This window comes from Streptomyces diversicolor (genome assembly GCF_057537855.1).
The window spans coordinates 34188-49444 of record NZ_BAAJXA010000010.1 but is presented as its reverse complement, the minus strand read 5'-3'; the positions used below and the strand labels follow the sequence as shown (position 1 = coordinate 49444).

The 15257-nt window shown below is 72.6% G+C and carries 11 protein-coding genes; 7 read left to right on the top strand and 4 right to left on the bottom strand.

Features of this window, described 5'->3' with window-relative positions:
- The first annotated feature begins 608 nt into the window (after nucleotides 1–608).
- The 3 genes from AC27LF_RS13920 (at nucleotide 609) to AC27LF_RS13910 (ending at nucleotide 5584) form a co-directional block, all read left to right on the top strand.
- A complete protein-coding gene (locus AC27LF_RS13920; RefSeq protein WP_479660806.1) occupies nucleotides 609–2051 on the top strand; it encodes a family 43 glycosylhydrolase in 1443 nt (480 codons plus the stop codon).
- 136 nt (nucleotides 2052–2187) lie between these two features.
- Nucleotides 2188–3597, top strand: a complete 1410-nt coding sequence (locus AC27LF_RS13915) for a M28 family metallopeptidase (RefSeq protein WP_479660807.1) — start codon at nucleotides 2188–2190, stop codon at nucleotides 3595–3597.
- A gap of 163 nt (nucleotides 3598–3760) precedes the next feature.
- The gene (locus tag AC27LF_RS13910; protein ID WP_479660808.1) at nucleotides 3761–5584 is read left to right on the top strand and encodes a helix-turn-helix domain-containing protein; all 1824 of its coding nucleotides are present in this window, start codon (nucleotides 3761–3763) and stop codon (nucleotides 5582–5584) included.
- 150 nt (nucleotides 5585–5734) lie between these two features.
- Here the strand turns inward: AC27LF_RS13910 and AC27LF_RS13905 are convergent, their stop codons facing one another.
- Entirely contained in the window at nucleotides 5735–9220 is a 3486-nt protein-coding gene (locus AC27LF_RS13905; protein WP_479660809.1) for a phosphodiester glycosidase family protein, read from the bottom strand.
- Nucleotides 9221–9529: 309 nt separating this feature from the next.
- Between AC27LF_RS13905 and AC27LF_RS13900 the strand changes: the two genes are divergently transcribed.
- On the top strand, nucleotides 9530–10468 hold the full coding sequence (locus AC27LF_RS13900; protein WP_479660810.1) for an AEC family transporter: 939 nt from the start codon (nucleotides 9530–9532) through the stop codon (nucleotides 10466–10468).
- 63 nt (nucleotides 10469–10531) lie between these two features.
- On the opposite strand, the gene AC27LF_RS13895 is transcribed toward AC27LF_RS13900, so the two are convergent.
- Together AC27LF_RS13895 and AC27LF_RS13890 are read right to left on the bottom strand one after the other, a co-directional pair.
- Nucleotides 10532–10951, bottom strand: a complete 420-nt coding sequence (locus AC27LF_RS13895; protein WP_479660811.1) for a YunG family protein — start codon at nucleotides 10949–10951, stop codon at nucleotides 10532–10534.
- 235 nt (nucleotides 10952–11186) lie between these two features.
- Entirely contained in the window at nucleotides 11187–11708 is a 522-nt protein-coding gene (locus AC27LF_RS13890; RefSeq protein ID WP_479660812.1) for a GNAT family N-acetyltransferase, read from the bottom strand.
- Nucleotides 11709–11799: 91 nt separating this feature from the next.
- Here AC27LF_RS13890 and AC27LF_RS13885 point away from each other — a divergent pair, with 91 nt between their 5' ends.
- A complete protein-coding gene (locus tag AC27LF_RS13885) occupies nucleotides 11800–12432 on the top strand; it encodes a hypothetical protein (RefSeq protein ID WP_479660813.1) in 633 nt (210 codons plus the stop codon).
- 126 nt (nucleotides 12433–12558) lie between these two features.
- Here the strand turns inward: AC27LF_RS13885 and AC27LF_RS13880 are convergent, their stop codons facing one another.
- A complete protein-coding gene (locus AC27LF_RS13880; RefSeq protein WP_479660814.1) occupies nucleotides 12559–13092 on the bottom strand; it encodes a hypothetical protein in 534 nt (177 codons plus the stop codon).
- Between the two features lie 414 nt (nucleotides 13093–13506).
- Between AC27LF_RS13880 and AC27LF_RS13875 the strand changes: the two genes are divergently transcribed.
- Nucleotides 13507–14415 (top strand): metallophosphoesterase family protein, encoded by a 909-nt coding sequence (locus AC27LF_RS13875; protein WP_479660815.1) that lies wholly within the window; start codon nucleotides 13507–13509, stop codon nucleotides 14413–14415.
- Nucleotides 14363–15046 carry a 4'-phosphopantetheinyl transferase family protein gene (locus AC27LF_RS13870; RefSeq protein ID WP_479660816.1) on the top strand — a complete coding sequence of 228 codons (684 nt, stop codon included), beginning with the start codon at nucleotides 14363–14365 and terminating at the stop codon, nucleotides 15044–15046. The genes AC27LF_RS13875 and AC27LF_RS13870 overlap by 53 nt, the downstream gene beginning before the upstream one ends.
- The last annotated feature ends 211 nt before the right edge of the window (nucleotides 15047–15257 follow it).

Here is a 15257-nt window from a genome sequence, read left to right as displayed (position 1 = left end):
CCCCGATGTGCCGCGGCTTCTCGCCTTTGACGGCAGGTAGCGTACCCGTCACCGCATGCCGTCAGACAGACCGGACGCCGACGACCGCGGACCGCCCCGACCGCTGGGCGCGCCGGGGACCACGGCCCGGTACGAAGAAAGGTCCCGAGGGCCCTCGGCTGCCCCAACCGACGGCGCAGCACGGCGTTTTCGCACGGCAGGGCGCGGCACGGCACGGCACGGCGCCGCACGGCACGGCTTCGGCCGGGGCGCACGCCTCCCGGGTGCTCCGCCGGGCCCCGCCCCGCACACCGAGCGCCACCTCGCCCCGCCCCGTACACCGAGCACCACGTCGCCCCGCCCCGCTCACCGAGCGCCACGTCGCCCCGCCCCATACCCGAGCACCCTGTCGGCCCGCCCCATACCCGAGCACCCTGTCGGCCCGTCCCCTGCCGGGGCGGGCGGGGCGTGTCCGTTCGGTCGTGAGCGGGGCGCAACGGCCGGGCGGCAGTGGCTCGGACGGTTTGCCGCGAGAGCTGTTTACATCGATGTAAGAGCTGTGGTGCCATAGGGTCCGCCATCTCAAATCGCCCGGGACTCCGGGCACTTGCGCAGGTGAGGAGCCGCTGATGCCGCGTCGGTCCACGAGTGCACGGTTGGCCGTTCTGCTGGCCCTGCTCATCGGCCTGGTCTGCGTGCCGCAGGCCCACGCCGGGCAGCCCGCGCCCGCGGTCAAGGCCGCGGGCACCTTCCGGAATCCGCTGAACACCGGACCGGACCCCTTCCTGACCTATGCGAACGGGGCCTACCGCCTCACCACCACGCAGGGCGGCAGCATCAAGATGTGGAGTTCGCCCTCGCTCGGCACGCTGCTCGACGCGGACCCGGTGACCGTGTGGACCGACACCAACCCCGAGCGCAACCAGCACATCTGGGCGGCCGAGTTCTACCGCTTCGGCAACCGCTGGTACATGTACTACACGGCCGATGACGGCGTGGACGACCATCACCGGCTGTACGTCCTGGAGTCGGAGGGCGGCGACCCGACCGGGCCCTACCACTTCAAGGCGAAGCTGGCCCCGCCCAACCACGCGAACGACTTCGCCATCGACCCCGGCGTCTTCCAGCACAACGGCAAGCTGTATCTGGCGTACGCGGGGATCAACGCCTACCAGCACAACGGTCTGAACATCGCCCCCATGGCGAACCCCTACACGGTCTCCGGGAACGCGGTGGCCCTCGATGCCGCCGGGGGCTGCCCGGAGGTGCGCGAGGGCCCCGAGTTCCTGAACCGCAACGGCCGTACATGGCTGACGTACTCGACGTGCGACACCGGCAAGCCCGACTACCAGCTGTGGATGCTGTCCCTGCCCGACAACGCCGATCCGCTGACGCCCGGCAACTGGCGCCAGCACTCCGGCCCGGTGTTCGCACGCGATGACGCCAAGGGGGTCTACGGCCCCGGCCACCACGCCTTCTTCCGGTCGCCCGACGGTACACAGGACTGGATCGTCTACCACGCCAAGACGACCGCGAGCTACACCTACGGCAACCGCACGACCCGCGCCCAGAAGATCGGCTGGCACGCGGACGGCAGCCCTGACCTCGGCAGCCCGCTCGCCCTCGGCGCGACACAGGACCTGCCGTCCGGCGACCCCGGCAACGGCAACTACTGGATCAACGACGACGGCCGTTCCAGCGGCGCGGGCCAGGTCGCCTACCAGGGCACATGGAACTCGGGAACGGGCTGCGCGGCGCAGTGCTTCTGGAGCGACGACCACTGGAGCGACCGGGCGGGCAACACCGCGACCTTCACCTTCACGGGCACCCGGATCGCGCTGCTGTCCGTACGGGACACCGGCAACGGCATCGCGGCCATCAGTGTGGACGGCGGCGCCGAACAGCGCGTCGACTTCTACGGATCCCCGCGGACCGGAGAGACGCTCCAGTACCTCAGCCCGCGTCTGCCCGCCGGCAAGCACACCCTGCGCATCCGGGTGACCGGGGAACACAACGCGTCGTCCAGCGCGTCCTTCGTGAGCGTGGACAGGGCAGAGGTCTACACCGACTGAGCCCGGTCACCCGGCTGGGGCCCGTCCGCCTGGTGACGGGCCCCGGTCGAGCGGCGGTCACACGGCTCTCTTGCTCAATCTTGGCGTGTCCACAACCATGACAGGGTCGGTCGGCACAGCCAGCCCGGGAGGACCCATGCGCCCCAGTCTCAGCAGGCGAACCATCCTGACCGCGACAGCGGCGAGCGGCGCCGCGGCCCTGGGCACGACGGGCACGGCCGAGGCCGCGCAGCCGCGGGGCGAAGCCCGCCGTCCGCCCGCGACGGCCCAGCCTCCGAGCCGTGAACTGCGCGCGCTGCTCCGGGAGATCGATCCGGCCCGCATCGAGGCGACGGTGCGCACACTCGTCTCCTTCGGCACCCGGCACACCCTGTCCGCTCAGGACGACCCGGCACGCGGCATCGGCGCCGCCCGCGACTGGCTGCTCGCCGAGTTCCGTTCGTACGCCGCCGCCTCCGGCGGCCGGATGACCGCCCGACTCCAGTCGTACGTCCAGGAACCGGCGTCCCGCATCCCGACCGCCACCCGCATCACGAACGTGCTCGCCACCCTGCGCGGCTCGGTGACCCCGGAGCGCGTGTACGTCGTCTCCGGCCACTACGACTCCCGCGCCACCGACGTCATGGACGCCGTCTCGGATGCGCCGGGCGCGGACGACGACGCGTCCGGCGTGGCCGTGGTCCTGGAACTGGCCCGGGTGATGGCCGGGCGGCGGCCGGCCTCGGCCATCGTGTTCGCGGCGGTGGCCGGCGAGGAGCAGGGCCTGTACGGGGCGGCGCACATGGCCGAGCAGTTCAAGGCGGCGGGCGCCGATCTGCGGGGCATGTTCACCAACGACATCGTCGGCAGCTCCACCGCGGACGACGGCACACAGGACCCGTACACCATCCGGCTCTTCGCGGAGGGCGTGCCGTCCTCCGAAACGCCCGAGCAGGCCGCGACCCGGCGCTCGGTGGGCGGCGAGAACGACTCCGCGACCCGCCAACTGGCCCGGTTCGTACGCGATGTGGCCGACAACGACGCCACCGGCATGCACGTCCGCGTGATCTACCGCAGGGACCGCTACCGCCGGGGCGGTGACCACATCCCGTTCCTCGAACGGGGCTACCCGGCCGCCCGGTTCACGGAACCGGCCGAGGACTTCGCCCACCAGCACCAGGACGTACGCGTCGACGAGAGCGGCCGGCAGTACGGGGATCTGCCCGAGTTCTGCGACTTTCCTTACATCGCCCGGGTGGCCCGGGTGAACGCGGCGGCCCTGTGGTCCCTGGCCCAGGCCCCCGGCACACCGCGCGACGCGCGGATCGTCACCTCGACGCTGACCAACTCCACGGAACTGGTGTGGACCCGGGGCGGCGAAGGGGACCTCGTCGGCTACGAGATCGTCTGGCGCGAGACGACGGACCCCGAGTGGACCCATGTCATCCCGGTCGGGGACGTGACGCGACGGGAAGTGGACCTGTCCAAGGACAATGTGTTCTTCGGGATACGCGCCGTGAACAAGGCGGGACTCAGGAGCCCGGTCGCCTTCCCGGAACCGGCCTGACCCTCTCACTCGTCACCGCTTGCGGGGCCTCACCAGGTGGGAGCGCCGTCCGTCGACCGCTGCCTGCGGGGACGGACGCCGGTCCGCCGGAACACGCTTTCAGCGAGGGAAATACAGTGCCCCATGGAAGACGCGATCGGGACGCGGTGAGAGGGAGGAACGGGTGTCAGGGGCGGCAGAGTCGGGGGAGACGGAGGAGTTCGCGACGCTGCTGCGGGGGCTCAAGGACCGTTCGGGACTGAGTTACGGGGCGCTGGCCAAGCGGCTGCACATGAGCACGTCGACGCTGCACCGCTACTGCAACGGCACCGCGGTCCCGAACGAGTACGCGCCGGTCGAACGCCTCGCACGGGTGTGCCGGGCGACGCCTCAGGAACTCGTGGAACTGCACCGGCACTGGATCCTGGCGGACGCGGCACGGGGGCGCAGGGCGGACCAGACCGGGGCGGCACGGGCGGGGGCCGGCGGCCCCACCGGCGCGGCCCCGGCGAAGAGTTCGCAGACCGGTTCGCCCCAGAGAACCGGTTCGCCTCAGGGCACCGGTTCGGTCCAGGGCACCGGTTCGGCCCAAGAGGCCGGTTCGGCCGAGACGGCTGGCGCGGCGGGCGTGCCGGGTACGGGGGACACCGGTTCGGCGGCGGATCCCACGGCGCGTGCCGGCGCGGCACTCCCGGCCCAGCCGGGCCCACCACCACCGCCCGCCTCCGCCACGCCCCCGTCCCTTGGTGCGGCTGCGGCTCCGGGGGTGGCTCCGGCTCCTGCGGTGGACTCGGGTCCCGGGGCGGGTCCGGTCTCTGGGGCGGAGTCGGGTCTCGGGATGGGTCCGGTCTCTGGGGCGGAGTCGGGTCTCGGGGCGGGTGCGGCTTCCGGGGCGGAGTCGGGTCTCGGGGCGGGTGCGGCTTCCGGGGCGGGCTCTGCTGCCGGGACGGGCTCGGCTCCCGGGACGGCTCTGGCTCCTGGGGCGGCACCGGCGTCCGGGGCGGGCTCGGTTCGTGCCGCGGTGCCGCGGGGAGGGCCACAGGACGCCGGGCACGGTGAGCCCGGTGAGCCGGTCGTCGTCGGCGTGGCGGGGGAACCCGCGCGGCCACGGCGCCGGCGCACCGCCCTGATCGCCTGCGCCGCGGCGGTCGCCGTACTGGGCGCCGTGGCGATCGTCGTGCAGCCGCTGTCGGGCAAAGACGGGGACGACCCGCGCGACGAGCGCGCCGCCGGTGCCACCGCGGTCAGCGGCACGGCCGACGCCGAGTCGCCGACCCCCGCCCCGTCCCCGAGCGGGCAGAGCCGCACACCGTCCGCATCGGCCACCGCCACCGCCACCGGGTCCGCCGCACCCTCGGGCGGCGGCAAGCAGGGCGCGGCGGCCGAACCCACCGGCGGCACCGGCACCGGCGCCGTCCCGCTGACCGTCGGCACCCGCCCCTACGTCTACGAATCCCCGTGCAGCCAGCACTTCCTCGTGGACAGCGAACCCGAGCAGGTCGGCCCGCCCGCCAACGAGCAGGACGCCCCGCGCTGGGCCGCCGCCTACGGTGCGGTCTCCTCCGACGAACAGCGGGTCGCCCTCACCGTCCAGGGCACCGGCGCGGACACCGTCGTCCTGGAGGCGCTGCACGTACGCGTCGTCGCCAAGGGCGCACCGCTCGCCTGGAACGACTACTCGATGGGCGTCGGCTGCGGCGGCGGCGTCGGCACCAAGTCGTTCGACATCGACCTCGACAACGGCAGCCCCACGGTCACCGTCAAGAACGGCCAGCGCGACTTCCCGTACAAGGTCAGCGAGTCCGACCCGGAGGTCTTCTACGTCACCGCCCGCACCAAGGCGCACGACGTCCGCTGGGACCTCACCCTGGACTGGTCCAGCGGCAGCCGCCGCGGGACCCTGCACATCGACAACGCCGGCGTCCCGTTCCGGACCAGCGCCGACGTCGGCCGTCCCGGCTACGACTACCCGCTGGGCAGCAGCGACTGGATCGAACGGGTCGGCTGACGGGCCCCCGGCGGTTGGGACACGGCCGCAGGGCCGCGGCGGCGCCGGGGGCGAGCACCAAAGTGCTCGCCCCCGGCCGGGCCCCTGCGTGAGCCGGGCCGCCCGGGAGGCGGTCGGCGGCGCCGCACGCCGAGTCGGCCCGGCACGTCCTCAGTGGTGCGAGCCCGGTACGACCCGGACGGTCTTCGATGCCGTGACCGGCGCGAGCGAACTCTCGTCGGTGTAGGGGCGCATCGAGTCGTTCGTCACCGTGATCGTCACAGAGCCACGGCGCAGCCCGGTGAGCGTCCGGGTCCGCGGGTCGAGGATCGCGACCTTGCCGCCGCGGCGGGCGTCCGCGACGGCCTTCTTCCCGCTGCCGACGGCCAGGCCGGCCGAGCCGCCCCAGCCGACCGACATCGGGAAGCGCAGCGGCACCACCCGCGAGCCCGTCGCCACGCCCTCCGGCTGCACGATGCTGCCCGAGAGCCGCACCGCCCCGTTCACCTCGACGGTGTCCGGGGCGTCGAGCGTCACGGACTGTGCGAAGGCGCGCACGTCGGCCTTGAGCCACTGCTGCTTCGCGTCGCGCCGCGCGTCGACGGACCAGTCGACCCACCCGGTGAACCCACCGCGGTCCGGCGTGCCGTACGGGTCCTTGCCTGAGGACGGCAGCACCGTGTATGGGACGCCCTCCAGGCGGTGGACGTCGGCGATCTGGGCGTGGGATCCGACCATCGCGGCGCCCTTGCCGGTGGAGTCACGGAAATCGGTGAGCATGCTCTCGATGAGCGCGGCCTCGTCGCGGTCGCCCAGCCGGCTGGACTTCGCCTCGCCGGGGTCGTCCACCGGGTGGTGCGCGAACACCATGACATTGCGCACCGACCGGTCCTTCTTCGCGTCGGCGAGGGCCTGCCGCATCATCGGGAGCTGGTCCCACGCCGTCCCGCGCAGCGACCCGAGGGAGCTGGCGAGCAGGATGAACCGGGTTCCCTTGTGGTCGAACGTCCGGTACGGCCGCCCGAACTCGGCCGTGAAGTTCGTCAGGTCCTGCTGGACGTTGTTCAGACCGTAGGACTCGTGGTTGCCCGGCACGTAATAGCACGGGACCGAGCCGGACTTCGGGTCCGGTGTGCTGTCCGCCGCCGGCTCCTGGCCGACCGGTACGAGGTCGCACCCGGCGTCGGTGAGTACCTTGCGGGCGAGGGAGAGGTCCTGCGGCAGACCGCGGTCGGTGATGTCGCCGTTGAGGACGATCAGGTCCGGATGCGTCCTGCGGATCCGCTGGACGGCGGCCGTGGCCACCTGGGACAGCGCCGGGCTGTCGGCCGTGAACTGCACGTCCGACAGCGTGCCGAACCGCCAGGTGCCACGGCCGGCCGGCAGCGAGCCGTCGTCGGAGACGAGCGGGTCGGGCCGCGGTTCCGGCCGGGCGGGCAGGTCGACCGGCGTCGGGACGTCGGCCTCGACGCGGTCCAGCACGAACGTGCCCGGCCTCTGCTCGGCGACGTTCGTGTTGATGCCCTGGAAGCTGGAGACCGCTATCGGGAACGCCGTGTTCGCCGGCACGGTGAACGTCGCGTACTGCCAGTCGGCGCCCGCCCTCAGACCGGTGCCGTAGACGCCGGCGCCCTTGCCGGCCGCGTCCACGTAGCCCAGGTAGGTCAGTCCGTTCGGCACGCTGATGCTGGACTTGAGCCGCACCCGCACCCGCAACGGCTGCCCGGGGATCTGCACGCGCTGGGCCGCCGACACCGCGGCGACGCCCACGTTGCGCATCGCGTCGAAGTCGATCCGCAGTCCGTCGGGGTCCGCCGAGAACGTCGTGGCCGCGGTGCTGTTGTTGCGCCAGCGGGCGAGTACGTCGTCGTCGAAGTCGTAGACCGTCCTGGTCTGCACGCCGACGGTGATCGGGAGCCGGACCGAGTGGCCGCCGGCCGAGACCGTGAGGACGGTGCTCGCGTTCGTGAGCGGGGTGACCTTCAGCTTGCCGTTCACCGGCTGGATGTCGACGACGCCGTGGTCGTAGTCGAGCGAGAGGTCCCGCGGGTCGACCGGGGCCGTGTAGCCCTCGGCGTCGCGGCCGGTCACGGAGACGGTGGCCGCGTCGTCGGGGGTCGCCTCGGCGATCGACAGGAGCTGGGAGGACAGCTCCAGGCTGTCGACCGGGCCGAGGACACCGACCTTGGTGTGCGCCTCCTCGCGACCCGCCCGCGCGTCGACCGTGACCGTGCCGTGCGCCTTGGCCGGCACCGAGAGGACGCCGTTCGTGACGGACGCTCCGCGGGCGGACCACCGCACGGACTTCGGGTCGACCCGCACCGGCGTCTGGTGGTTGTCGACGCCCTTCGCGACGAACGCGCGGCGCATCCCCGGGAAGACCTTGACATCGTTATCGGGCGAGACGGCGCCCGGCGCGGGTTTGACGAGGAGCTGGTGCAGCCTGCCGTCGCCCTTCGCGACGAACACCCCCACGCCGTTCGGGTCGTTGCGCTCGTGGCCGTCCGACGGCACATTGCGGACCGTCGCGGCGTCCTCGCCGAGCCCGCGGGCGACCATCGTGGTCGAGCCGCCGCCGTCGAGGTTGACGGCGGTCTCCACGCCCATCGCGGCGAGGTCACGCGCCTCCTTGTCGATCCCGACACCGCCCTTGCCGGTGCCGCCCGGGCCGTCCCAGGTGGCGAGCACCAGCGTCTTGCCGCCGTCCCTGAAACCGAGCGCGGTCCGCGGGGCGATCGAGGTGTCCAGGCCCTTGACGGCCTGACCGCCGGAGACGATGGTGCCGCCGTGGCCGATCGCGAACTTCATCGTCTTGGCCGCACCGTCGGCGAGCGCGTGGCCGAGCGTGGCCGGGTCGCCGGGCCGCAGCGCGCGGAGCGCCATCGCCGCGGCGCCGCGCCCGACGAGCGCGAAGCCGTCGTCCGGGATCGGCCCCGAGCCCGCCGGGCCGTTCGGCCTGACCGAGACGACCGAGCCGTTCTCGACCAGGACCTCGGCGATCTGGTCGTCGGCGACGCCCGTCAGGCCGCGGTTGCGGCTGTAGTCGCCCCAGGCCGAGGTGAAGGCGACCAGGCCGTCGGCCGGAATCCCGCCGCCGTTCGCGGCGTTGAGGGACAACACCTTGTGGTCCGCGCCGGCGAACGTCGCGGTCGTGTCGACCGTGAGGTCCACGAGTTGGGCGACGCCGTCCTTGCTGACGCCGACGTGCCGGCGACCGCCGGTGACGTCGGCCGTCTTGACGAGCCTGCCGTCCTGGATCTCGCCGCCGAGCGCCGCGTTGGAGCTGCCGATGTCGAAGAAGTCGCCGTTGACGCCCGCGACGGCGCCCGCCCTGTCGGCGGCCGCGCTGAGCGGTCCTCCGGACGCGACCGGCCCGGAGGTCAGCAGGTCCGTGCCGACTCCCCGGCCGGACAGGTCCACCGTCAGGAACCGCGCGTCGTACCAGCCCTTCTGGTCGAGCGCCTTCACATGCTGCAGATCGATCCCGGGACCGATCTCCTCCGTCGTGTCGATCAGGGGGATGCCGCCGGTGACCGGCGCGGACGGGCTGCTGCCTTCGGCGTGCGCGACGGCGGGTGCGGCCGCCAGCGCGGTCGCCGTGGCGAGGACCACCAGCAGGGGTCTTCTTCGCCGATGGCTCAGGGCCAACACGTTCATGGGAACCTCGGGTTGAGAGTGGACGGAGTCAACGCCTTCGTTCCGCCCCTTCCGGTCAGGGCGCGCACCCGATTACAAAGATCGACCAAAACGTGCCGATGACGACATCGCGAGCATGTGGTGAATCCTGGCCATGAGGTTGCGGCACGCCGTTCACGGGCGCGCGCCGCGTCCTCGCCGAGGTGCTGGACCAAGGCCGTCGACAACCACGGGAGATGATGTCGGCGAAGGCCCTGGCACCGGCCGACGTGAGCACCCATCACGAGCCGGACCCGGGCCACCTCGACCGGTACGTCACCGAGGAAGGGCATGCGAGGAGTTCTCACCGGCTTCATGGTGATCGCCGCCGTCGTCGGCGTCGGCTATGTGATCGGGCGCCGCAGATATCTGGGCGACGACGGCCGCCACGTCCTGACCAGGCTCGCCTTCCATGTCGCCACGCCCTGCCTGCTCTTCACCACGCTCGCGGGCGCCGACCTGTCCATCCTCCTGTCCGAGCGGCTGCTCATCACCGCGATCAGCACGGCTGCGGCCGCCGCCCTCTTCCTCGTCGTCGGCCTCCTGAAGGGCTGGAGCGCGGGCCAGTTGACCATCGGCGCCCTGTGCTCCAGCTACGTCAACGCCGGCAACCTCGGCATCCCCATCGCCGTCTACGTCCTCGGCGACGCCTCACTCGTCGCTCCCGTCCTCCTCTTCCAGCAGATCATCGTCACCCCGCTCGCCCTGACGGTCCTCGACCTGAGCCGTCCCGGCGAACCGGAACCCCTCCTGCGACGCCTGACCACGCCGCTGCGCAACCCGATGGCCATCGGCTCGCTGACGGGCGTCGCCGTCGCCGCCACCGGATGGACCGTCCCCGGGCCCGCCCTCGAACCCCTCACCCTCATAGGCAACATGTCCGTCCCGGCCGTACTGCTGGCCTTCGGCATCTCCCTGCGCGGCAGCGGGCTGCCTGCCCGCGGGGACAACCGGCCCGCCATAGTGCTGTCCGCCGCCCTCAAGACCACGGCCCAGCCCCTCATGGCCTGGAGCCTCGGCACGATGGTCTTCCACCTGCACGGCGCCGCGCTGCTCGACGTCGTCGTGATCGCGGCACTGCCCGCCGCCCAGAACCTCTACACCTATGCCTCCCAGTACCGGGTCGCCGAACAACTCGCCCGTGAGTCCATCCTGTTGTCCACCCTCTTCTCCGTCCCCGGTCTCATCGCCGTCGCCGCACTCCTCGGCCAGGCACCCGTGGCGGGGTGACACCGGCCGTGTCCGGTGCCTGGGCGGCATGCCGTGGGTGCGGGCCGACCGGGCCGTACCCCGTCAACCGGCGGCGGAAGCGGGGGCCGTCGCCCGCGCCCGGTCCAGCTTCTCCAGGACACGGTCGCGCAGGAGTTCGTACTCCTCGCGGAGCCTGCGCCACTCGGTGACCGGAGGGCGCGGTATGACGGTGCCCTCGGTGACGATCTCCTCCGGGCCGAACTGCTCCCGGGTGAGGTCGATCTCGACGCCCATGCCGAGGCGGTTCCACCAGTGGTAGTCGACGCGTTCGCCGTTCACGAGGACTTCCCCGCGGAGCAGTTCCCCTCCCAAGAGGTCGTTGAGCACCATGGCCGTCACACCGCACTGGTCCCGGGCCGGGTTGTCCGCGCTCCAACGCGACCGGAACTCGGGCGTGCACGTGTCGGCACTCCAACTGCTGCGAACGGCTCGCTCGATGTCAGCGAGAAGCAAAGGTGTCATACCGCTGATCCTCTCAGCCGCCACTGACAACGCCGCCGCTCCCCGCATTCCGCCGCCCGCGGCCCGGGCGCCGGGGGCACACTCCCGGCCGGCCAGATCGGCATCGACGACCCCGCACGACGCCCGGAATTCCCGGCGTCGCCAGGGAGCACGGCACCCCCACGAGGCAAAGCGCACCCCGCAGCCGCCCGACGCCGACCCCACCCGACGCCTGCGGAACCGCTCTGGGCATCGGTTAGTCCTGGGTGGGTTTCAGGGTCGTGTGGGGGGTGATGAGCCAGTGGTTGGTTCGTAGGACGCGGTCCGCGAAGGTGACGTCCTGTTCGGCGACGAAGCGGAAGCCGAGGGATCGGCAGATGCCGTTCGAGGCGCCGTTGCCCGTCGCCGGGAACGCGTGTACGTCGCCCCAACGTCCGTCGTCCCGGGCCTGTTCGAGAAGGGTCCGGGCCGCACGCTTGGCCAGGCCACGGCCCTGGAACGGGGGCAGGACCATCCAGCCGATCTCCGAAAAAGGCCCGTCGTCGGTGTCATGGGACCAGATGGTCACCGAGCCGGCCACCACATCGGGAGCAGCCGGGTCAGGGATGATCATTTTGATCCAGGCGATGTCGGCCGCCGCGTCCCTGGCGTCCCGCCGCACCTTGTCGGGCATGCGTTCACGCGGCAGCGGTCCCCCGAGCTCCGCCATCATGACCGGGTCGCACCGCATCCGGACGTAGGCGTCGACGTCGTCGGGTGTGACGTTGCGCAGCTGCACGGAATCCTCCTCGCCGTACGGGGCAGTTGTGCTTCCCGTTATCGTCCTCCCGTGGGGGAGGCGCCGTGGAAGGGACGGGGTGGGGAAACACGTGGACGTGACCACGCTCGCCGTCGCGCTCATCAGTGTCGGTGGGACGCTCGGCGGAACTCTGGGCGGGGCCGTGCTCAGCCGGCGCGCCAACCGGGAGGAGAACGAGCGTGCCGACCGGCACCGCGCGCAGGAGCGCCAGGACCGGGCGCAGGAAGCCCGGCGTGATCTCTACGCCCGCCTGAACACCACCGCCCGCGCCTACCGGATCGCGGCCCGGGACGCGGTCCGCGCCGCCGAGCGCGGTGAGACCGTCGACCCGGCGCTCCTGGACGCCGCCAAGGAAGCCTGGGCGGAGCAGTACTCCCAGGCGCAGATGGCTCTGGCGAAGGACGTCCTGGACGTGGCCTCGGTCCTCAACAGGGCGCTCGGGGTCGGATACGCGGTCGTGAAGCAGTTGCCGAGCGGTCCCGCCCCTGGCGGTTCGTACGACCGGGCGAAGGACTGGTTCAGCGGTCCGCTCTCGGACGGCGTGTACTTGCTGAGGGTTTCGCTGCGACACGACCTGGGCGTCGAGATCGAGCCCGACTTCGAGCACACACGTACACGCATGCTCGCCGCGCTCGAATACGCGTGGAGATCCCATGAGCGCGAACTCGCCGGGGAACAGGCGCGGACTCCCGAGCCCACGTGAGCGCCGCAAGCGCACGCCCGTTCCGCCTGGCCACCCGTCCCTTCACCCCGCCGAACAGGCCGGCGCGGCGAAGCGACACGGCGCGCGTCAGGTGGCGGCAATCGCCTTCCGGGGGCGCGCGGAGGGTCAGCCGGTCCAGCCCGTGGCGGTCAACACCTCATGGGCGATGTCCGGGACGGTCCGGCCGTCCGTCGCTATCCGTACCGTCCCCGCAGCGGCCCGCTCGTCCAGGATGCGCGCCTTACGGGCGCTGCGCTCCAGTTCCCGGTGCAGCTCGGAGCCCTGCTCCCGGCGTACCAGCCGCTCGCGGGCGGTGGCGTCTGATGCGGTCAGGAGCACCCGGACGAACCGCGCCCCGGGACCCAGGGCCCGCTCGAACATGCCCGCCGAATCGGGCAGCACGCTCAGCGTGTTGGTGTAGAGGAGCCTGCGGTAGCCGCGCCGGGCGAAGTTCGCCCACACCGCGGTCAGGTTGGCCTCGGTGATCTCCGCGCGGCCGGGGTCTCCCCGCGGGGCCGGATGCACCTGCCCCATGAAGTCGCCGTCGACGACCGCGTGCGCCACCGCGGCGGTCCGCAGCAGCGCCGACACCTCCCACGCCACCGTCGTCTTGCCGACTCCCGCCCGGCCGCCGATGAGCAGTGCCTCCGCATACGCCATGGCGGCAGCGTGCCACCCCGGCCGCGGCGCACGCGAATGGATAAGCGCTCCTGGCCAGGCCCGCAGGCGTGAGCGAGCGGGGCGCCGAGACCGCCGGCGCGGCGGTGTGACGAGCGCGCCGGTCATCGTGACGGTTGTGCCGACGGCCGTGCACGCCGCCGACGGAGGCACCCCGAACCGGCCGCGTGCGGTACACACACTCGGCGCACGGCGCGGGCGGCGGAGGCGAACGCCGTGGTCGGGCCCGCCGAGCCCGTACGGGAGCCGTACGTCCGTGTGGCTGCCGTATCCCCGCCGCCCCGGCCTGCCGGTGATGTCCCGGCGCGACGCGTACCGGGGTGAGCCCGGTGGGCCTTGCCCGGCGGGCGTCCGGCGTGGTCTCGTGGAGCCCTCGCGTGATCGGAGGGATGACGGGTGGAGTCGTCGGCCGGTAGGACCGGCGGGTTGCTGGCCATCAGCGACCTGCATGTGGGATATCCGGAGAACCGGGCCCTCGTGGCCGGGCTGCGCCCGGACTCGGACGCGGACTGGCTGATCGTCGCGGGCGACATCGCGGAGACGGTGGCCGACATCCGCTGGGTCCTCACGACGCTGGCGGACCGGTTCAGCCGGGTGCTGTGGGTCCCGGGCAACCACGAGCTGTGGACCCACCCCAAGGACGAGGTCACCCTGCGCGGAGTGGCGCGCTACGACCATCTGGTCGCGCTGTGCCGGGAGTTGGGCGTGACCTGCCCGGAGGACCCGTACCCGGTGTGGGAGGGCCCGGGCGGCCCGGTGGCCGTGGCACCGCTGTTCCTGCTGTACGACTACTCGTTCCTCCCCGTCGGATGCGCCACGAAGGAGGAAGGGCTCGCCTACGCGCACAAGACGGGCATCGTGTGCAACGACGAATACCTGCTGCACCCGGACCCCTACCCGAGCCGAGAGGCGTGGTGCCGGGCACGGGTGGCCGAGACGGAGCGCCGGCTCGCCGAACTGCCGGACGGGCTGCCGACGGTGCTCGTCAACCACTACCCGCTGGACCGGCACCCGACGGAGGTGCTGTGGTACCCGGAGTTCGCCATGTGGTGCGGCACGCGGCTGACCGCCGACTGGCACCGCAGGTTCCGGGTGCGGACCATGGTCTACGGCCATCTGCACATCCCGCGGACCACCTGGCTGGACGACACCCGTTTCGAAGAGGTGTCCGTGGGCTATCCCCGTGAGTGGCGCAAGCGTCCGGGCCCGCCCGGCAGACTGCGCCGAATTCTGCCGATGGAGGTCGGATCCGGTGATCGAGGAGCTGCTCCCGGAGTCGGTCGTGGCCGTGGACATGCACGGTGACGACGGGATCGAGGAAGCCCCGCTCTACCCCGAGGAAGAGGCGCTTGTGGCCCGGGCCGTGGCCAAGCGGCGCCGCGAGTTCTCCGCCGTGCGCGCCTGCGCCCGGCGGGCCATGGACAAGCTGGGTGTGCCCGCGCAGCCGATCGTGAGCGGCGAGCGCGGCGCCCCGCGGTGGCCGGCCGGCCTGGTCGGCAGCATGACCCACTGCGAGGGTTACTGCGGCGCCGCCCTGGCCCGCGCCACCGACCTGGCCTCCCTCGGCATCGACGCCGAGCCGCACGCCCCGCTTCCCGACGGCGTCCTGGACTCGGTGTCCCTGCCGCAGGAGCGGCGTCGGCTGGGCGAACTGGCCGCGGCCCGGCCCCGGGTGCACTGGGACCGGCTCCTGTTCAGCGCCAAGGAGTCCGTGTACAAGGCGTGGTTCCCGCTCACCGGGCAGTGGCTCGACTTCGGCGAGGCCGACATCGAGATCGTCCCCGAGTCCGGCGGTGGCCCGCGCGGCGGCTTCCGTGCGGCGCTCCTCGTCCCCGGGCCGGTCGTGAACGGCCGCCGGGTCGGCGTCTTCGACGGGCGCTGGGCGGTACGGCGCGGCCTGGTGGCCACGTCGGTGACGGTCCCACACCTCCCCTGAACCCTCGACCGCCGCGCCCCGCCCGACCACACGGCCTGCGCCCAGTCCGTCCGGGCGTACCTCCGCACGAGAGCCCCCGTCAACTCGCGGCCCAGCACACGCCGTGTCCGGGCCGTCGGGCACATGGGTCGCCCTCAAGGGCCGGCCGTCGGGAGTCGCTGCCGTGTTCCGCGCGCCAGGCATGGGCTCTCCCCAGGGGCCGGTCGCCGGG